Annotated in this window: 16 protein-coding genes and 1 pseudogene; 10 read left to right on the forward strand and 7 right to left on the reverse strand. The window is 46.4% G+C overall.

Annotated features, from left to right (window positions below):
• Positions 1-3 precede the first annotated feature (3 nt).
• The 6 genes from bioA (at position 4) to QUA99_RS16700 (ending at position 4938) form a co-directional block, all read left to right on the forward strand.
• Entirely contained in the window at positions 4-1308 is a 1305-nt protein-coding gene (gene bioA, locus QUA99_RS16680) for an adenosylmethionine--8-amino-7-oxononanoate transaminase (RefSeq protein WP_333238811.1), read from the forward strand.
• A gap of 17 nt (positions 1309-1325) precedes the next feature.
• Positions 1326-2369, forward strand: coding sequence for a biotin synthase BioB (bioB, locus tag QUA99_RS16685; protein ID WP_333238813.1), 1044 nt, complete (start codon positions 1326-1328; stop codon positions 2367-2369).
• Positions 2370-2604: 235 nt separating this feature from the next.
• Complete coding sequence (locus tag QUA99_RS16690) at positions 2605-3216, forward strand: methyltransferase domain-containing protein (protein WP_333238815.1); 612 nt, start codon at positions 2605-2607, stop codon at positions 3214-3216.
• 157 nt (positions 3217-3373) lie between these two features.
• Positions 3374-4048, forward strand: a complete 675-nt coding sequence (locus QUA99_RS16695) for an SDR family oxidoreductase (RefSeq protein ID WP_333238817.1) — start codon at positions 3374-3376, stop codon at positions 4046-4048.
• 159 nt (positions 4049-4207) lie between these two features.
• A complete protein-coding gene (locus QUA99_RS33175) occupies positions 4208-4483 on the forward strand; it encodes an IS4/Tn5 family transposase DNA-binding protein (protein WP_445251020.1) in 276 nt (91 codons plus the stop codon).
• Between the two features lie 260 nt (positions 4484-4743).
• Positions 4744-4938, forward strand: coding sequence for a transposase (locus tag QUA99_RS16700; protein ID WP_333238819.1), 195 nt, complete (start codon positions 4744-4746; stop codon positions 4936-4938).
• Here the strand turns inward: QUA99_RS16700 and QUA99_RS16705 are convergent, their stop codons facing one another.
• The 3 genes from QUA99_RS16705 to QUA99_RS16715 form a co-directional block, all read right to left on the reverse strand.
• Positions 4939-5361, reverse strand: a complete 423-nt coding sequence (locus QUA99_RS16705; protein ID WP_445251021.1) for a transposase — start codon at positions 5359-5361, stop codon at positions 4939-4941. It lies immediately after the preceding gene.
• A 234-nt stretch (positions 5362-5595) separates the two neighbouring features.
• Positions 5596-6141 carry a helix-turn-helix domain-containing protein gene (locus tag QUA99_RS16710; RefSeq protein WP_333238821.1) on the reverse strand — a complete coding sequence of 182 codons (546 nt, stop codon included), beginning with the start codon at positions 6139-6141 and terminating at the stop codon, positions 5596-5598.
• A gap of 429 nt (positions 6142-6570) precedes the next feature.
• Complete coding sequence (locus QUA99_RS16715) at positions 6571-8772, reverse strand: transglycosylase SLT domain-containing protein (RefSeq protein ID WP_333238823.1); 2202 nt, start codon at positions 8770-8772, stop codon at positions 6571-6573.
• 366 nt (positions 8773-9138) lie between these two features.
• Here QUA99_RS16715 and QUA99_RS16720 point away from each other — a divergent pair, with 366 nt between their 5' ends.
• Together QUA99_RS16720 and QUA99_RS16725 are read left to right on the forward strand one after the other, a co-directional pair.
• A complete protein-coding gene (locus tag QUA99_RS16720) occupies positions 9139-10617 on the forward strand; it encodes a leucyl aminopeptidase (protein ID WP_333238826.1) in 1479 nt (492 codons plus the stop codon).
• A 513-nt stretch (positions 10618-11130) separates the two neighbouring features.
• Positions 11131-13350: a PAS domain S-box protein gene (locus QUA99_RS16725; protein ID WP_333238828.1), complete on the forward strand. Its 2220-nt coding sequence runs from the start codon at positions 11131-11133 to the stop codon at positions 13348-13350.
• Positions 13351-13589: 239 nt separating this feature from the next.
• Here the strand turns inward: QUA99_RS16725 and QUA99_RS16730 are convergent, their stop codons facing one another.
• The 3 genes from QUA99_RS16730 to QUA99_RS16740 all read right to left on the reverse strand — a co-directional run bounded on the left by QUA99_RS16730 (position 13590) and on the right by QUA99_RS16740 (position 15739).
• A complete protein-coding gene (locus tag QUA99_RS16730; RefSeq protein WP_333238830.1) occupies positions 13590-14369 on the reverse strand; it encodes a DUF4058 family protein in 780 nt (259 codons plus the stop codon).
• Positions 14370-14462: 93 nt separating this feature from the next.
• Positions 14463-15317, reverse strand: coding sequence for a M56 family metallopeptidase (locus tag QUA99_RS16735; RefSeq protein ID WP_333238832.1), 855 nt, complete (start codon positions 15315-15317; stop codon positions 14463-14465).
• Complete coding sequence (locus QUA99_RS16740; RefSeq protein WP_333238834.1) at positions 15317-15739, reverse strand: BlaI/MecI/CopY family transcriptional regulator; 423 nt, start codon at positions 15737-15739, stop codon at positions 15317-15319. Before QUA99_RS16740 ends, QUA99_RS16735 begins: the two co-directional genes overlap by 1 nt.
• A gap of 239 nt (positions 15740-15978) precedes the next feature.
• Here QUA99_RS16740 and QUA99_RS16745 point away from each other — a divergent pair, with 239 nt between their 5' ends.
• Both QUA99_RS16745 and QUA99_RS16750 read left to right on the forward strand, forming a co-directional pair.
• Positions 15979-16917, forward strand: a complete 939-nt coding sequence (locus QUA99_RS16745; protein ID WP_333238835.1) for an MbnP family copper-binding protein — start codon at positions 15979-15981, stop codon at positions 16915-16917.
• 113 nt (positions 16918-17030) lie between these two features.
• Positions 17031-18209, forward strand: a complete 1179-nt coding sequence (locus QUA99_RS16750) for an MbnH family di-heme enzyme (protein ID WP_333238837.1) — start codon at positions 17031-17033, stop codon at positions 18207-18209.
• Between the two features lie 113 nt (positions 18210-18322).
• Here QUA99_RS16750 and QUA99_RS16755 read toward each other — a convergent pair.
• Positions 18323-18505: pseudogene (locus QUA99_RS16755) on the reverse strand (ATP-binding protein); the annotation flags it as partial.
• Between the last annotated feature and the right edge of the window lie 2 nt (positions 18506-18507).

Genomic DNA, 18507 nt, shown 5'->3' on the forward strand with positions numbered 1-18507 from the left:
AAAATGACTGCGAATCAGGAACATAATTCTTCAACTTCACCGATTTGGCAGCCCTTCACGCAAATGAAAACGGCTGCCCCGCCGCTGAAGGTAATTCGCGGCAAAGGATCGGTGCTGGAATTAGCAGACGGGCGGCAAATTCTTGACTGCATTTCTAGTTGGTGGGTGACTGTTCACGGACACAGCCATCCGGTTCTCGCTGAGGCTCTTTACGAACAAGCTCAAAAGTTAGAACACGTAATCTTTGCGGGATTTACTCACGAACCGGCCCAGAAACTTGCGAGTAAATTGCTAACTCATACGCCTATTTCTTTAACGCGGATTTTCTTTTCTGATAACGGATCGACTGCTGTTGAAGTTGCTCTGAAAATGGCATTTCAATATTGGCGCAATCTCGGAGAAACTAACCGTACTAGCTTTATTAGTTTTGAGGGAGGTTATCACGGCGATACTGTGGGCGCGATGTCTGCTGGCAGAAGTTCGCTGTGGTGGGAATCTTTTGCACCTTTAATGTTTGCTGGGGATGTTGTTCCTTTTCCTGCGACTTTTGACGGCGATGAGGAGGTGGAAAGCAAGGAGGCGGCGAGTTTAGAGAAATTGGAGTTTTTGTTGAAGCAGGGCGGCTATGCGGGAATTTTTATCGAACCTTTGGTGCAAGGTGCCGGGGGAATGCGAATGTGCCGCCCTGAGTTTTTGCAGGCGATCGCACAACTTGCCCGCCAGTTTAATGTATTGTTGATTTACGATGAAGTAATGACGGGTTTTGGGCGCACGGGCGAACTGTTTGCCTCGGTTAAATCTGCAACTTCACCGGATATCCTGTGTTTGTCTAAAGGATTGTCTGGCGGCTGTTTGCCACTTGCTGTCACAATGGCATCGGAGGATATTTATCAAGCTTTCTGGCGAGATGAATCGGACAAAGCTTTTTTTCACGGTCATTCTTACACCGGAAATCCTTTAGCTTGTGCGGTGGGTGTAGCATCCCTAGAGCTTTTGGAGCAAAACCCAAATGTTTATCAAGGGATGGAAAAACTCCACCGCAAATACCTGAATCAATGGCTGAGAAATCATCCTAAACTCGAACGGATTCGGACTTGTGGAACCATCGCAGCAATGGATGTGAAAACCGAAAGCGTTTCCGGTTATTTTAATGACATCGGTTCTGTGTTGAAAGCCAAATTTCTCGAAGCGGGGTTTTTGCTCCGCCCGTTGGGAGATACGCTTTACTTGATGCCTCCCTACTGCATTTCTCCTGATGAACTAGAATCGATTTATCGGGTGATTCGTCAGGTTTTGGATACTCTGTAAACCCTTTAATTTTCGTAATGAATTTACCCAATTGGAACGATTTGGCTGACGAAGCGCTGGCGGGCAAATGTCTCTCTCGCGAGCAATCTTTAGCCGTATTGCGCGCACCGGATGAGGTTTTGCTGGAACAACTAAACGCAGCTTATCGGGTGCGCCGCCACTACTGGGGAAACCGAGTCAGGCTGCACTATTTGTTAAACGCTCAAAGCGGCCTTTGTCCTGAAGATTGCCATTATTGTTCTCAGTCAAAAATTTCGACTGCGGAAATTGAGAAATATCCGCTTTTAGCTAAGGAGAAAATTCTGGATGCCGCCCAACGCGCAGCAGATTTAAAAGCTGGTACGTTTTGTTTGGTGATTTCTGGCCGCCAACCCAGCGCATCTACTTTCGATCGCGTTTTGGATGCTGTCGAGACTGTGAAGGCAAATTATAACCTGAAAATCTGCGCTTGTTTGGGATTGTTGAGCGAGGAACAAACTCACCGTTTGGCAAAAGCTGGAGTCGATCGCGTAAATCACAATCTCAATACTTCCGAATCATATCACTCGGACATTTGCACGACTCACACTTTTGGCGATCGGGTTGAAACCGTCGAACACGTAAAAGCAGCGGGAATCACAACTTGTTCCGGCGGAATTTTGGGGATGGGCGAATCGGATGATGATGCGATCGATTTAGCGCTTTCGCTTCGCAAGTTGGGCGTTACTAGCGTACCGGTCAACTTTTTCATTCCGATTCCCGGAACGCCATTTGCAGATGTGAACAGGTTAACTCCCCGCCAATGTTTGCGAATTCTCTGTTTGTTCCGATTTTTGCTTCCCAGTCAAGAAATTCGGATTGCTGGGGGACGGGAAGTGCATTTGCGATCGCTGCAACCTCTCGGACTCTACCCCGCTAATTCTATCTTTGTTGGCGATTATCTGACAACTCCCGGACAAGCTGCCCATCAAGATTGGGACATGATTCGAGATGCGGGATTTGCGATCGAATCCCCCGAAGGTTCTCTCTTAGAAGTTGATTCAGCAGTTACCAAACCCGAACAAAAAACCCTGGTTGTTTAACTATTATAGTAGTTTTCAATCGAATGAAATAGAGTAGGACACGGCAGTGCCGTGTCCCTACCCAATATCTATACTTCACGCTTACGCATGGGGTAGAGAAACCGGGCTTTATGACGTAGCAAATGCCTCAGCCTTAAGTTCTTAGATTGTAGCCAGAAACCCTTATTCTACCGTTGACATTCTTCAATCTAAAATCTAAAATCTAAAATCTAAAATCATACAAGAGGGGGAAATTGTGGACAAACGCGAAGAAATTACGATCGCAGAATACCAGCTAACTGCCGAATCTTTCCGAGAAGGAACTTGGCATCACGACGTATCCCAAAATCGCAACGCACTGACGGCTGCCATGCCCCGCAATCCCGGTAAAATTCTCGATATAGGATGCGGCCCGGGACGAGATTTAGTAGCGTTCAAGAGCCAAGGACACACAGTTGTAGGCTTAGATGCAACTCCAGCTTTTGTAGAAATAGCTAAGAAGTTATCGGGATGCGAAGTTTGGCAGCAATCTTTTCTGAATCTCGACTTGCCAAAGGCAGAATTTGACGGTATTTTTGCCAATGCTTCCCTGATTCACGTTCCCAGCGACGAGATGGTGAAAGTGCTGCAAGATTTGCACAAAGCCTTAGTTGTTAGCGGTGCAATTGTCATGTCAATGTGCCGGGGAAATTGGGAGGGATACGACGAGCGGCCAACCGGAAAACGCTATACTGCCGGATGGGAATATCATACTTTAGCGCCTTGTTTAGAACAAGCGGGATTTGCCGTTGTCGATCGCTACTATCGCCCACCAGGCTTACCCCGCGAAGCTCAATCTTGGGTAGTAATAGTGGGCAAAAAAATTTAATACAAATCGGTAATTGCCAATCTTTCCCCTCTCTTCCTCTGCGCCCTCTGCGCCCTCTGCGGTAAAAAAAAACTAATGCACAAATTGACACAGAATAGTCATATAATACTCCACAGTCAAGAAAACCAATTTCTGCACAAATTAAAACAAAATTAATATGACAGAGAAATTCCACGTTTTTTTAGCGGGTGCTAGTCGAGGCGTCGGCTTAGAAATCGCGAAATGTCTGACAGCACAAAAGATGCAAGTAACTGCACTTTTGCGATCGCCCGCCACCAGCACCGAATTAGAAGCAATGGGCATCAAAGTCGTGACTGGCGATGCTTTGGATGCAGCAGCTATGGAAACTGCGATGGCTGGCGGCGATCCAATTCATGCCGCAATCAGCACAATTGGCGGCTTGCCCAAAGATGGAGAAAGATCCGATTATTTTGGCAACAAAAACTTGATTGATGCGGCCGTCAAAGCAGGCGTGCAAAAATTTATTTTAGTTTCATCAATCGGCAGCGGTAATAGTGTCGGCGCTTTGCCGCCCCAAGCTTTAGAAACTTTGGGTCCGGTTTTAATTGAAAAGGAAAAAGCCGAAAATCATTTGATAGCAAGCGGGATGATTTATACAGTGATTCGTCCCGGCGGACTCAAATCGGAACCTGCAACAGGCAACGGTATTTTAACAGAAGATTGTCTAGTTGCTGGAACGATTCACCGTGCCGATGTAGCGCAGCTAGTTTGTCAGTGTTTAGTTTCTGATGCTGCTAACAATAAAGTTTTGTCGGCGGTAGACAGGCAAATGCTTTACGGCAATCCAGAATTTGAGGTATTAAATCTTTAGGGGCGGGTTTAGCGCAAACATAAGCTGTATCGCATCTAAATTGTTTTTTTTTTGCGGGCTAGAAGCCTTGTCATTACCCACATTTATGATAGTGAACAAGTAGTGCTGCAGATTAAATTTATGAACCTGGAGAACTTCACAGACCCCCAAAAATAGGCATTGGAGCAATGGGGAGATGTAGACCTTGGAGATAGCCGCCGGACCAACAGAGCTCTCGAGGCTGGAGCAGCGTTAGCTCAGAATCCATCAGCCAACTTACCAACACAAATGGAAAGTTGGAATCAATTAAAAGCCGCCTACCGACTGCTAAGGGAAAAGGATGTCACTTACAAGGCCCCATCGTCAACCCCATTGTTTAAGCACTCTTTGTCCAGCTCAACAAAGTGGCGCACCAATCGTACTCTCCATCCAAGACACAACGGAACTAGACTATAGTGCCAAAAAGCGCACGAGCGGGTTTAGGGCACATCGGAGATGGTAGAGGTCAAGGGCTCATGCTCCAGACTTGCCTAGCTGTCGTACCGAGACCCCTCAATCCAGAGAGCCTGGGTATCGCCCGACAATTGCCGTGGATGCGACCGTCCATGACAAAAGCTCAAAAACTTGCCCTCAAACAGTCAAAAAAAGCTTCAGCTTTAACGATATAGCATACAGAAGGCGATATTTGGGGAGATGCGGCAGTAGCAAAAGAACAATTGGATTGGTATGCTGCACGCTGGGTAATCGAAGAGTATCATAAGTGTCTCAAAAGCGGTTGTGGGATTGAACAACGCCAATTGGAGACTGGAGACGGACTACTGAGATTGCTAGGATTTTTGGCAGTTGTAGCTGTCAGGTTATTGCAGTTACGTACTGCTAGTAGAGGCGGGCGGGAGTTAACCTACCATTGATTATTGCTTCAATGCTTTGCCTTGATAAGTCCATTTGAAGGGTTTAGCCATAGTGCAATTGAAGTAATCGATGAATTCCAGGAGACGAGTTTTGAGTTGAGCTTTACTGATGAAATTGGCTCGCCTGAGTAACTTACGAACCAAAATACCGAACCAAATCTCAATCTGATTGAGCCAAGAACAATGCTTGGGGGTGAAGTGAAACACGATTCTATGAGTGGGGTCACGCAAGAAATCGGATCGAGTTGGCATCGATTTAAGAATACCCGATACCCCTTTCACCCCGAGAGGAACCTCCAGCCCTTCAAATTTTGCCACAAACCGAACCAAGGATTCCGATTGATGAGTATTCAAACAATCCATCACCAGATGCCATTTGACAGCATCAGGGTCACGGGCAATCAGGTTTTCGATGTGACGCATGATAGTCCAATTCGGTACGGGTATCGCCAACGGTCGCTTCGACTATCCGACCTTGAGCGACATCAAAACTCGCGATTAAGGTTTGAGTGCCGTGGCGAATATACTCAAATTCTCGCCGCTCCCGTTTGCCGGGACGCATGCTCAGGTCGGGAGACTTGCGCTCTATAGCTTGAATTCCAGTCATCTCATCAATCGAAATCGTCCGCTCTCCCTGCTGGGCCTGCTCCATTGCACTCAGGTAGACCTGGCAGATATCTTTGATTTTTTCATCAAACTGTGGATCGGGGGGGGATTCAACCAGTATTGTGATTGGTGCGGTTTTAAATCGGCTTCTGCCATCAATCGTCCAACATGGCGAGGGGAGATGCTGGTGACTAGACCTTGTTTGAGCGCTTCATCTGCTAGCTCTCTGGCACTCCAGTGGCTGATGGGTCGTCCATAGACTTCAGGTTTCTCGCAAGCCAGAGCAAATAGTTGAAGAATCTGTTCTAAGCTGAAGCTCATTGGACCTCCCGGTCGCTCAGCATCGGCTAATCGCTCCAGCACTTGACTGTTTTTTACACTCAACTCTAACCAACGATTACGCCATAGCGAAGCCATCTCTCGACTGATTTTGAGATCCCGAGCAATTTCTCGATGATTGCATCCTTCGTCTGCCAACAGAATAATTCTGGCTCTTAAGGCTATTTGCTGGGAAGTCTTATGGCGGCTGACAATCTGTTGTAATTGCTCTCGTTCTTCCTGTGTCAATTGCAAGGGTTTTGGGGCTAGTCTGGGCATGGGTCTGTCCTGTCTCTAAGTCTCCCTATCAATGGTAGCTCTATTTCCGCCTACCTCTACTAGTCGTATGGATGGAGCAGCAGACGCTCGTCAATTCGTCCCTAATTATATGTTAAAAGTCCTTTGGGCCCGCCGAGGCTTGTTTAAGGAGCAATTGACGAGGGTCTGAATTTGGGAAATCTGCAGCTCGCTTGGGTGGTTTTATTGGCACAAAATCGGATGGGAATCCAGGCTGGCAGACGTTATGGCGTGGTTGGACAAGATTGCAAGATATGTGTTGGGCACTCCAATTAGCAGCCCAACACTTTTGAAAAATGTGGGTAATGACAAGGGCTAGAAGCCCACCCACAAAATCAATACACAAAATAAATTTGTTTGTGGAACGGGCCGGAGAGCCCCTTGCTGAAAGCTTAGCTTAAACCAAATTTACTAAGGCTTTGCTTTTTTCTGAGCAGCGGCATAATGCTCGCTCATTAACTGATTAACTTCTGGATTGTAAATCCGCAGATAATTCCAGTAATTCTCAAACACCGATTTCACGTATCCTTTCGTTTCAGGAAACGGAATCTTTTCCGCAAAAGCATCCGGGTCACTAAAATCAAACCTCTTCAACCAATCTGATACTGCATTCGGCCCGGCATTGTAACTCGCCACAGCTAACATCGAGTTATTCTTGTACTCGTCGTGAGTGTGATCCAAATACCACGTACCGAGTTTAACGTTGTCGTCCACATTCTCCAATGAATACTTTTTGAGGCTGATTTTATCAGCAACCCAAGCTGCTGTTTCCGGCATTACTTGCATTAACCCTGTGGCACCAACTGATGATTTGATAGCGGGCATAAACCGCGATTCTTGCCGGATTAATGCGGTTACTAATACTGGATTTATTGTGCGTTCTTTTGACCACTTGACAATGGTTTCTAAGTAAGGAAAAGGATAAAGCGCTTGCCAGTAAATCGGTTGCTGTCTCAGAGCGAGGTATTCGGTTCTATCGTCGGGTTTTTCTCGCTGCCGCAAACTCCCAACCATCCACAAACCGTCTAAATTGTCTCCGACTGCTACTCGCATTAAACCGTCGGTAAACTGTTCCGCAATACTTGGTTCTACGCGATTGATAAATTCTATTTGCCACAGCTTCCAAGCATCTCTATCTTGACCTAATTGATAGAGTTCTTTCAACGCAGGAGAACCGGCGGTTGGTTCGGGGCGCTGAGGGGGCCGCACTACATTGGGAGACAAATCTCGGACTGTGGTAAAGTCGCCTACGGGCCAGCCGAGAAGTACAGCCGATCGCCACGCAAAATATGATTCTGGATAGCGTAATATAGTGTACTCAAATGCAGTCTTGGCGTCTTGTTGGCGACCGAGTTGCTGTGCCCATTTTCCGACCCAAAATGCGGCTTCTGGAGCTGGTTCGCTGTCGGGATTGTGGGTGGTTAATTCTCTCGCCCACTGCCAAGCTGATTTTAAATCTCCGCCTTTGGCATACTGCTGGGCGATCGTCCACCGCAGTTCGCTTGCTTTATCAGAATTGTTGTATTTTGTCAATAGCAACTTGCGGGTATCTGAGGCGGATTGACCGCTGCCTAATTTGTCGAGAAGTTTGGATTTATCTAACAAAGCTTCGGCGGCATAATTGGGGAATTTGCTAATAACTCGATCGAGCAAAACGATCGCTTCTTTCGGTTCGTTCAAGCGCGACAGCCGAATTAAACCCAAACCAGTATCTTCGGCATCGGGGAAATCCCGCACTAATTCTTGATAGGCAATTCTAGATTCCGGGATTTTTCCGTCGAGCCACAAACCGCGAGCTTTTCGGTAAAGATTTTGGGGGGTGCGGGGAGCTTTCCCGTAAGCAATAGCTCCTTTACCGTAATCCTGTTTTTCCCAATAGCCGAAGGCAATTTCTTCCCAATCTTCCGGTTTCAAAGCAGCGCTGTTTCGCTGCACGAGTTGTTCCAAAATTGTACCGTAATCTTTGACATAATGACCGTATTTTGCTACGAGCAGCATCAACTCCGGCTGATTGGGATTTTCTTTTAACTTGCTGAGGGCAATTTCGACGCTGCGAGGATGAGCGGGAAATTCAGTAATTGCCTGTTGCCAATATTCCGGTTTTGACTTGCCTAAAACATATAAAGCTTCCGCTGCTACGGGGTCGCTCGGATAGTTTTTGAGCAGTTCCTGCCAAGCTTTTTGGGCTTTGCCTTTGTCGCCGCTCAATTGGTAGGCTTCCGCCTTTTTTAGGGCAATGTGAGCAGCTAAAACCGGATATTCTTGCTCTAATTTGTCCAATAATTTTAATGCTTTGGCGGCATTTCCTTGCTGGATTAAATCGCTGGCAAGCAGGTAACGGGCGCGGCTTTGAGGGGAGATTTGCTGCTGCGGGTTCGTATTTACCGACTCACTGGCTGCGAGTTCAACTAATTTTGCCGATCGCTCGATCGGTGATAGCGACACCAGCATCTTGACTTCCGATTCGGAATTCGCTGCCTCCAGGGGCTGCTGGGCCTTCTGGAACGAGTCCAAACCCGTCCATTTCGTCCCAGCAACCAAAGAGCCGATCGCAATAACGCAAACTGAAACGCTGATTAATACAGAAACTTTGGCCTGGCGTCGTTTTACCATGGGAAAATTTAAGAGAATAAGAATAAAGAACCGATCGTTTGTCAAGAGCTATCACAGGCAGGATGGGTGTTCCACGCCATCACAGGCAGGATGGGTGTTCCACGCCATCACAGGCAGGATACCTGTTCCACGAGAAATAAATGTTAAGAGTGGGGCGGGTATGAACAGCCGGCCCTAAAACAGATTATTGAGATTGGTGGAAGATCCGATCGCAGGCGGACTTGGCTGATATAGTAGCAGAATTTATTTCGATGCGGAGCGGAGAATTTGTGCGATCGATCTATTTACCCGCACCTGCAAAAAAAGCACAAACCACCAACTACAAAGTACAATCAAAAATCTCAAATCTAAAGTGTAAATCAAAACATGGAATTTCTAGTCACCGATACACCCCGCTCTGTTTGGACGGGAGACGCCCTGGCAATTGGTCTGTTTGAGGACGCCCTGGAACTCACAGGCGACCTGGCACAATTAGATGAAAAGCTTGCAGGCACTTTGAAAGAGCTGCTACTGGAAGTAGATTTTAAGGGCAAAGCGGGCACGAGCGCCATCACCCGCGTCGGCGGCAATAATCCCATCCGCAAAATTGCGATCGTCGGTTTGGGAAAAACAGAGGATTTAAAATTAGACACCGTGCGGCAAGCTGCGGGTATTTGCGCCAAGTTAGCCAAAAAGGAGAAGTGCAAAACCCTCGGAATTAGCTTTCCTGTGTGGAAAAGTGCGCCGGATTCTACAGCAAGCGCGATCGCCGAAGGTGTAGAACTCTCCTTGAATCAAGACAACCGTTTCAAATCGGAACATGAAGACAAAAGCCCGCAACTCGAACAAATTCATTTGCTCGGTTTTGCCGGTACCGAAAGTGCGATCGCCCGCGCCCGCCAAATCACTGCCGGAGTCATTTTAGCACGGGAATTAGTCGCAGCGCCGGCAAATTTTGTCACCCCGATTACCATGGCAGAAACCGCTCAAAGTCTGGCTGCCGAATGCGGTTTAGAATTAGAAATCCTGGAGCGGGAAGACTGCGAAAAACTAGGCATGGGAGCCTTTCTCGGCGTGGCCCTAGCATCTGATTTACCGCCCAAATTCATCCATTTGACTTACAAACCCGAAGGCACGCCGCGCCGCAAAATAGCAATTGTCGGCAAAGGATTGACCTTTGACTCCGGCGGTTTGAACATCAAAGGAGCCGGCAGCGGCATTGAAATGATGAAAATAGATATGGGCGGCGCTGCGGCTACTTTGGGAGCGGCAAAGGCGATCGGTCACATCAAACCAGATGTGGAAGTTCACTTTATCAGCGCCGTCACTGAAAACATGATCAGCGGCCGCGCCATGCGCCCGGGAGACATCCTTACAGCTTCCAACGGCAAAACAATTGAAGTCAACAATACCGACGCTGAAGGCCGTTTAACCCTGGCTGATGCTTTGGTATTTGCTGATAAATTGGGAGTTGACGCAATAGTCGATTTAGCAACTCTAACCGGGGCCTGCGTAATTGCTTTAGGCGACGAGATCGCCGGTTTGTGGAGTCCTCAAGATAGCGTCGCCGCCGAAATAGTCGCCGCCTCTGAATTGGCAGGTGAAAAATTTTGGCGGATGCCGATGGAAGAGAAGTATTTTGAGGGCTTGAAAGCATTGCACGCCGACATGAAAAACACCGGGCCGCGTCCCGGCGGTTCGATTACGGCGGCGCTATTTTTGAAGCAGTTTGTGAAGGATACTGCTTGGGCGCATTTAGATATTGCCGGCCCGGTTTGGACTGACAAAGAAAATGGCTACAATGGCCCTGGGGCTACCGGTTTTGGAGTTCGGACTTTGGTGCAGTGGGCGCTGGGCGGTGCTTAATTGTCGATTTCCAGCGGAAAAATTGAGATTTTCTCTGCCTTCAAAGTCCGCTAGTCGATCAGTGAGCCTGGGGTTTAAGACCCCAGGCTCACTGCTTAAGCAATCTCAAAGAAAATTTAATATAGCAATCCTTGCAGGAGTCGTAAATTTTTTACCCCACCCCGACCCTCCCCGAACCCGCTAGGAGTCCGTAAGAAATTCACAAATGATTTAGGATTGCTATAGCGATCATTAACAAATTAAATCTTTCAAAAGCCATAAGCAGGCAAACCTATGTATTCCCTGACTGGGAGCAACGCTTAGGTTGCTCCCAGTGACGCTCGCCATTCCTCATAGGGAAAAGCTTTGTTGCCGCGGCCCAACCTCGACAGTTTTGACATTCCCTGAAAAAATAGCTGTTTCATAAACAATGAAAAAAGTATATAATTTTATCTAAATATTTCACTAGCCGAAATCAAATAATTAGATTTGATCGGATTTGCATTGGTACAGATAAATTTTTTCTTGAACTTTATGCAAGAACAATTAACAATTTTTTTTTCAACACTTGCTGTATCTTCCGCACTCGGCTGCAACGCGGTACCGGAGTTGCGACTGTACGCTGTTTTTGACTCGCTGACGGCACTGGCTTATTGCTCGATCGCCCTATCTTTAGTTTATTTTACCCGCCAAGGTTCTCACCCCAAAATTTTCCGGCTGTTTGCCGTTGCTTTTTTTGCCTGCGGCGCTGCTAAATTGACGGAAGTTTGGACGCTTTGGCATTCCGTATATTGGCTGTCGGTAACTCTCAAAGCTGCCAGTGCTTTGATTTGTTTGCTTTTAGCCGCATTCGCCCTCGCCGTCATGCCGAAAGCACTTGCCGAGTCTGGTTTAAATCCAAAAGCAAATCTTCCAAAACTGCCGTTAAAACAGGTAGAAAAAAATCAGCACCAGCATGATATCCAAAAAGGAGAATTGGCAAAAGAATCGATCGAGCTTTCCGATCCAGACACTATTGTCGATCGCGCTTTAGATATCAATTCGCTTAACGAACAGTTAGAAAAAGAAATTGCCGACCGCCAGCGGGTTGAGGAAAAGTTGCAACTAACTCAATTTGCGATCGACCGATCGGCAGATGCGATATTCTGGATCGGGCCAGACGGTAAATTTTTGTACGTCAACGACGCCGCTTGCTCTTCATTGGGATATTCTACCGCTGAATTGCTATCGATGACAGTGCACGACATCAATCCAGATTTTCCCCAAACTGCTTGGAGTTTGCACTGGAAAGTCTTAAAAAGGTGCGGTTCGGTTAATATTGAAGTTCACCATCTCACTAAGTACGGTCGAATATTTCCGGTAGAAATTACGATCGACCATTTGGAATTTAACGGCAAAGAATATCAGTGCGCGTTTGCTCGCGACATTAGCGAGCGCAAGCGGATTGAGGCCGCTTTGCGGGAAAGAGAAGAAGAATTTAGATCGTTAGTTTCTAGCATTCCCGGTGCAGTTTACCGTTGCAGTGCTGCGGGGCGAGCGAGCTTAACTTTTATCAGCAGTGGCATCGAAGCTATTTCTGGCTATCCCGCAGCTAACTTTATGCAAAAACCGGTGCAGGCTTTTCCGAGTATAGTTCATCCCCAGGACGCTGAGTATATCGATAAAACTATCGATCGGGCTATTAAAACAAAACAACCTTACACGCTCGAATATCGCCTGATTCACTGCGACGGAAATGTGCGGTGGGTGGCAGAGAAAGGTCAAGCCATTTTCAACGCAGCAGGTCAAGTTTTATCCCTCAACGGTGCGATTTTTGACATGACAGAGCGCAAAGCAGCGGAGGATGCTTTGCGCCTCTCCGAGGCGATCGCCAACAACAGAGCCCAGCAGCTAGAAATCGCCCTCAAAGAACTCCGAGAAACTCAAGCTCACCTAATTCATACCGAAAAAATGTCAAGTCTCGGTCAAATGGTAGCTGGAGTAGCTCACGAAATTAATAACCCTGTCAGTTTTATCTACGGCAATATTTCCTATGCCAGCCAATATATCAGAGACTTGTTGCAGCTTGTGGAACTTTACAAAAAACACTATCCTCAGCCAGCGGTAGAAATTCAACAATGTATTGATAATATCGATTTAGATTTTTTGACAGAAGATTTGCTAAAAATATTATCTTCCATGAAAATGGGAGCCGATCGCATTCGCGAAATAGTTCTGAGCTTGCGAAACTTCTCGCGTTTAGACGACTCAGTAAAGAAGCCGATTAACCTTCACGAAGGCATAGACAATACGCTACTAATTTTGCACAACAAACTGCGAGCCAGAGGCGACTATCCCGAAATAAAAGTAATCAAAGATTACGGTAAACTCCCCTTAATAGAATGTTATGCAGGTCAGCTAAATCAGGTATTTATGAATCTGCTTAGCAACAGTATTGACGCCTTGGAAGATGCTTGCAACCAAAAAAGGCGAGCGGCGGTCAGCAACGATTGGGAACCAACTATTAGCATTCGCACAGAAGCCCTGAACGAAAATAGTATTTGCATCCGCATTGCCGATAATGCGATAGGCATGACAGAAGACGTGCGGAGCCGATTGTTTGACCCATTTTTCACGACAAAACCGATCGGGAAAGGCACCGGTTTGGGGTTAGCCATCAGTTACCGAATAGTCGTGGAAAAACACGCCGGAGCCTTGAGCTGCCGTTCCGCCATAGGAGAAGGTACGGAATTTGCGATCGAGATTCCTTTATGAAAAATGTGTTTGTAGTGAGGACTTGCATTCCTCACTACAAACCAATTTTGCGGACATAATATTATATCATGTCCGGTCGATTACTGTTGATATGGGCGGGGCGGGTTTATGAATTTGTTGGCTTTGAATTTGAGAATACTGGTGAACCCGCCCCTACAAGATATGGAATTAGATCGTAACAGATCGATCGGACATAATATTATTCCTGCTTTTTCCTTCGCCTTCCCCTTCCTCATTAATTACGATCGCACTCCCCGTTGCCGCAACAAATTATCTGCCCATTCCCTATCTGCTGCTTTCAAAGGCGGGCGGGGTTCTTGACAGTAATCAATCGCTAAATCAAATCTAGCTTGATTGTAAACACTCATTAATATAGCCTGTAAATCGAGTTCCGGTTCTGCATCGGACGGTTGCAAAGGTACTCGCAAGCAAGGAATCTGGTCTCGCACGCTAAAGGCATACAATTCAGCTTGAGGAAGTTGAGAACCGCGACTGACTAAAATCCGATAATCGGTGCGCTGCGTAACTCCTAAAATCGGCATGGGTTTGCCGCTTCTGAGCAGGTCAATTTCGACTAAGTTGGTGCGACTTCTCAACACTTGCTGCCGTTTAGTTTCATAAGCATTTCGTCCTTCTCCTGCGGTTTTATTCTTGGGGGAAATAACTTCAATAACGGTGATAACTCGATCGCTAGGCATTTCTCTAATTTCTAAATAGCTTTCTTCTATGGTTTCTGGCAGCGGGAGTTGAACGGGGATGGGTTCGGTGCGGGTGAGGGTAGCAGTAGCAGAAACCGGTGGAGTTGGGTTTGACTGTTTGGAGACGAGGGAAATGTCGGGAATTCCTACTAATTCAGAGGATGCGCCCAGATAGATCCGCTTTTCTACCGCAACTCGATAGTTCGGATTTAATTCAGGTTCGATCGCGATCGCGGCCGCTACGATCGCGCGGCTGCGAACTTCTGACCAAAATTCCGGTTTTTCTAAATAGGGATTCATTCCCGGAAATGGGGAGGGCATTCGAGATCCTCGCTGGTTAACTTTGCTTGCTGCAATACTTATTTTAGAACTTCGGCAGGGATTAAGAAAATGTTTGTGCGATCGCCACTTGTATTAACTGTGAAACGGAACAGTTAGTAAAGGCAAAAGCGTTAAAATCAGCCAACTCCAAAACCACTTATTCGATTTTAGCGGCGTTTCTGCCCCTGTCAAAAGCGCATCTATTCTCTCTCCCAATCTATTGGGCGCTCCCGCAGCACCAACCACGCAAGCTATATCAAAATATCGGTGCGGATAGCTGGCTACCAACAGCAAAGCTTCTGCTAATAACAAAGAATCTACTCCCGCCGCAGCCTTAGCGTCAGCCCGCAATTCCCGCAGCGTTAATAACTCTTCCCACAAAGCTTGCGTATTCGGCAGCCAAGCCGTGATTTGCCGCAGCCATCCCAGCCAGAAAAACCAGAAAGTATCGCGGTAATAGTAGTGCGCTTGTTCGTGGGCAATTACTGCTTGCAAGTGAGCTGGGGCGAGGGTTTTCAACAAACCCGAAGTGACTGCAAATTCAGGTTGCCAAAAACCAACTAAAGCCGAAAATAGAGCTGGCGTGTTCATAACTCTGACTGTTTTTCCGGCTATTTCTTTCTGCGGGCAATTGCGAATTTGATTTAAAAATAAAATGCCCTTGGAGGCTAGCTTAATGCACCAAAATGCTGCTATTATTAAAAAAGTTACAGCTAGCAAGTAGCTCAACCACCCTTCCTCAATTCCTACGATCTGGATTCCTACCATTTGTCCTTGAATTCCCATGAATAAAATTGCTAGAGCTGTGGCGAGCAATAACAGGGGGGGAAACAGGAATAACAAGAGCGATCGTTGCCAGCGGCAAGTCCAATTTCCGTGAGGAAAAGACCATCTCAATCTCAGGCAGCAAGCAGCAATCAGTGCAGTTAAAATTAGGATTAAGTGCATTATTTTTGATCCTCCCTAGCTTGGCGGACAGCTTGAATGCGAAGGGCAATTTCTTCTAATTGTTGGACAGTTGCTTGGTCGAGGCTGTCAGCAAATGCTGCTACAATATCGGGATTGCCTACTGCTAGAAATTTCTGCAATCGATCGTAAGCCAAGAGCGATCGAGCTTCTTCGCAAGAAACTAAAGGTTGCCAAGTGAAAGTCCGTTCTGTTTTGTCGCAAACCAGCCAACCTTTGTCTGTCAGGCGCCGCAGCACTGTTGTTACTGAAGCGTAAGCCAATTCTCGATCGGGATCGGACAAAATGCGATCGTGCACGTCTTTCACTGTAGCAATTTCTAGTTCCCAAACTATGTTCAAAATCTCTGCCTCTAAAGGGCCGAGGGAAAGTTGTTTGGGGCGGTAATTAGGCAGAGGATTCATGCTATTTTAGATTTTAGATTTTAGATTTTAGATTTATTTACCGTATGGTAATTGTTTGTATAGCTTACATCATTTACGGTGATGAGGAGTGTTTCTTTAGAAAAAATTAATCATAAATCCTGTTATTTACAAGTTTTACAAGCTGTCATTTGACAATTCAAGCGAAGAAGTGTAAGAATCAGGCAAAAATTACCAAACTCAGTATATTGGGCATCCATTCAGCCCGAGCTTAACCTCAAATGAAAAAACAACTAATACAGGCTTCAACTGCGGCAGCCATCGCTATTTTGTGTACCTATTCAACTGTCGATAGGCATCAAGCCACAGCGGCAGAAACTCAAGAATTGGAGATTAAATTTAGCGCTGCCGTGGGGGAAAAGCCGTTTAACTGCGGGGAAAGCTACAGTAACTTAGGCACGCCGGCTGCTACCGTTACTCCTACTGATTTCCGCTTTTATATATCCGATGTTGCCTTAATTGACAACAGCGGCAAAGCCGTACCGCTAACTCTCAAACAAGACGGCAAATGGCAGCATCAAAACATTGCTTTGCTGGACTTTGAAAATAAATCCGGCGCTTGTGCAAACGGCACTGTAGAAATTCGCGATCGAGTTCTTGGCACAATACCAAAAGGCAGCTACAAAGGGCTGCAATTCACCCTCGGCTTGCCATTCAATCTCAATCACGGAGACGCAAGTCTAGCACCTTCTCCCCTCAATTTAACCTCCCTGTGGTGGAACTGGCGGGGAGGCTACAAATTTGTGCGAATTGACCTAAAAAATCAAATGGCTAGCAGAATGCCAGCCGGAAAATCGGGCCGGCAAAGCAGCCAAATTTCTCGCACAGAAGGCAGTCACGGCGGCGGAGTTCAGGGTTTTGCCATTCATTTAGGAAGTACCGGATGCAAAGCTGAAGGCAACAGTCTGAAGCCGAGTAGCTGTGCTAATCCCAACACCGCAAAAATACTTTTTAGTAACTTCGATCCCGCAAAAAACACAGTTGTTGCCGACATCAAATCGCTAGTTTCTCAAACTAATTTGGAAGTCAATCAAGCCAATACTCCTCCCGGCTGTATGTCAGAACCGAATGACGGCGACTGCGCTGGAATTATGACAAATCTAGGTTTGCCCTTTGGAGGCAAACCCGCTGCCGAACAGAGTTTCTTTAAGGTTAAATAACAGAGGAATTACGGATATATCCCTTCACAAACCGGGTTTTTCCAAAAAACTCGGTTTCTGCGTCCAGGACTGTAACAGCAATGGTGGGCAGTGACCGCCCTGCGATAAAAAGAATGAAATTAAATCGACTGTTAACTTTTACTGCAATCTGCATTATCTCATTTTGCTTAGCAACGAGCATTAGCGAAGTTTGGTCGCCCGAACCAAGCGCGATCGCAACTTCTCCACCGCCAACTTACAATTGGAATATCCCCGCAGCATTGCCAAAACCAATTGTACCAGCAGATAACCCAATTACCAAGGAAAAAGTCGAACTGGGGCGACATCTTTTCTACGAAAAACGCCTGTCAGTTACAGGAAAATTTTCCTGCGCTACCTGTCACATTCAAGCCAAAGCATTCACCGACGGCAAAACATTAGGAGTCGGCGCTACCGGAGAAAAACACCCGCGCAATGCCATGAGTTTAGCCAATATCGGCTACAATTCAGTGCTGACTTGGGCAAATCCCCTACAGAATCAACTGGAATCTCAGCTATTAGTTCCCCTGTTTGGCGAACACCCGATCGAAATGGGAATGGTAGGTAAAGAACAGGAAATTTTAGCAATGCTGCGGTCAGATTTACAATACCCCAAAATGTTTGCAGCGGCCTTTGCAACCGGAGACAATTATATTAGTATTCACAACTTAACCAAAGCTATCGCCTCCTTTGAACGCACTTTAATTTCCCTCAATTCTGCCTACGATCGATACCGCTATCAAGGCGAATCCAGCGCAATTTCAGCCTCAGCAAAACGGGGAGAAGAATTATTTAACAGCGAACGCTTGGAATGCTTTCACTGTCACGGCGGTCTCAATTTATCCGACTCTATTATGCACGATCGGCTAGCCTTTAAAGAAATCGCTTTTCACAATACAGGCCTGTACAATATCGACGGCAAAGGTGCTTATCCGCCCAACAATACAGGGGTTTACGAGATTACGAACCAACCCTCAGACATGGGCAGATTTAAAGCACCAACTCTGCGCAATATTGCCTTGACAGCACCTTATATGCACGACGGAAGTATCAAAAATTTAGAAGAAGTTATCGGTCACTACAAAGCAGGTGGCAGAACTATTAAGAAAGGAGAATTTGCTGGTGTAGGAAGTGAAAACCCGCTCAAAAGTAATTTTGTTTCAGGCTTTAAGTTGACTGTAAAGGAACAGCGAGATTTGTTGGCTTTCCTGCGAAGTTTGACCGATGAAGAATTTATCAATAACCCCGAATTTAGAGATCCGAATCTGGAATAATACTGTATAACCCAGATAATTTCATTGCGACTCAGGCTTTAAGCGAGAACGTTTTTGTTCAATTGGATGTGATGGTCTTTTTCACAGGTATATGATGTATAAGGTTAGCGTGCCTAGTTGAGGGAACAGACTGGCAGAACGATCGCAAATTCAGTCCCTTGACCTAGTGCGGAATTCACATCGATCGCACCCCCATGTTTCTCAACTACAATCTGCAGTGCGATCGCCAAACCCAATCCCGTCCCTTTACCCACACCTTTAGTTGTAAATAAACGATCGAATATCTTTTGTTTGACCT

The sequence above is a fragment of the Microcoleus sp. F10-B2 genome, assembly GCF_036704965.1.
Classification (GTDB): Bacteria; Cyanobacteriota; Cyanobacteriia; order Cyanobacteriales; family Microcoleaceae; genus Microcoleus.

Bases quoted from the DNA above. Each gene is read 5' to 3' on its own strand.
- bioA (WP_333238811.1), top strand. From the start codon at position 4: ATGACTGCGAATCAGGAACATAATTCTTCAACTTCACCGATTTGGCAG.
- bioB (WP_333238813.1), top strand. From the start codon at position 1,326: ATGAATTTACCCAATTGGAACGATTTGGCTGACGAAGCGCTGGCGGGC.
- QUA99_RS16695 (WP_333238817.1), top strand. From the start codon at position 3,374: ATGACAGAGAAATTCCACGTTTTTTTAGCGGGTGCTAGTCGAGGCGTC.
- QUA99_RS16705 (WP_445251021.1), bottom strand. From the start codon at position 5,361: ATGCGTCACATCGAAAACCTGATTGCCCGTGACCCTGATGCTGTCAAA.
- QUA99_RS16710 (WP_333238821.1), bottom strand. From the start codon at position 6,141: ATGCCCAGACTAGCCCCAAAACCCTTGCAATTGACACAGGAAGAACGA.
- QUA99_RS16715 (WP_333238823.1), bottom strand. From the start codon at position 8,772: ATGGTAAAACGACGCCAGGCCAAAGTTTCTGTATTAATCAGCGTTTCA.
- QUA99_RS16720 (WP_333238826.1), top strand. From the start codon at position 9,139: ATGGAATTTCTAGTCACCGATACACCCCGCTCTGTTTGGACGGGAGAC.
- QUA99_RS16725 (WP_333238828.1), top strand. From the start codon at position 11,131: ATGCAAGAACAATTAACAATTTTTTTTTCAACACTTGCTGTATCTTCC.
- QUA99_RS16730 (WP_333238830.1), bottom strand. From the start codon at position 14,369: ATGCCCTCCCCATTTCCGGGAATGAATCCCTATTTAGAAAAACCGGAA.
- QUA99_RS16735 (WP_333238832.1), bottom strand. From the start codon at position 15,317: ATGCACTTAATCCTAATTTTAACTGCACTGATTGCTGCTTGCTGCCTG.
- QUA99_RS16740 (WP_333238834.1), bottom strand. From the start codon at position 15,739: ATGAATCCTCTGCCTAATTACCGCCCCAAACAACTTTCCCTCGGCCCT.
- QUA99_RS16745 (WP_333238835.1), top strand. From the start codon at position 15,979: ATGAAAAAACAACTAATACAGGCTTCAACTGCGGCAGCCATCGCTATT.
- QUA99_RS16750 (WP_333238837.1), top strand. From the start codon at position 17,031: ATGAAATTAAATCGACTGTTAACTTTTACTGCAATCTGCATTATCTCA.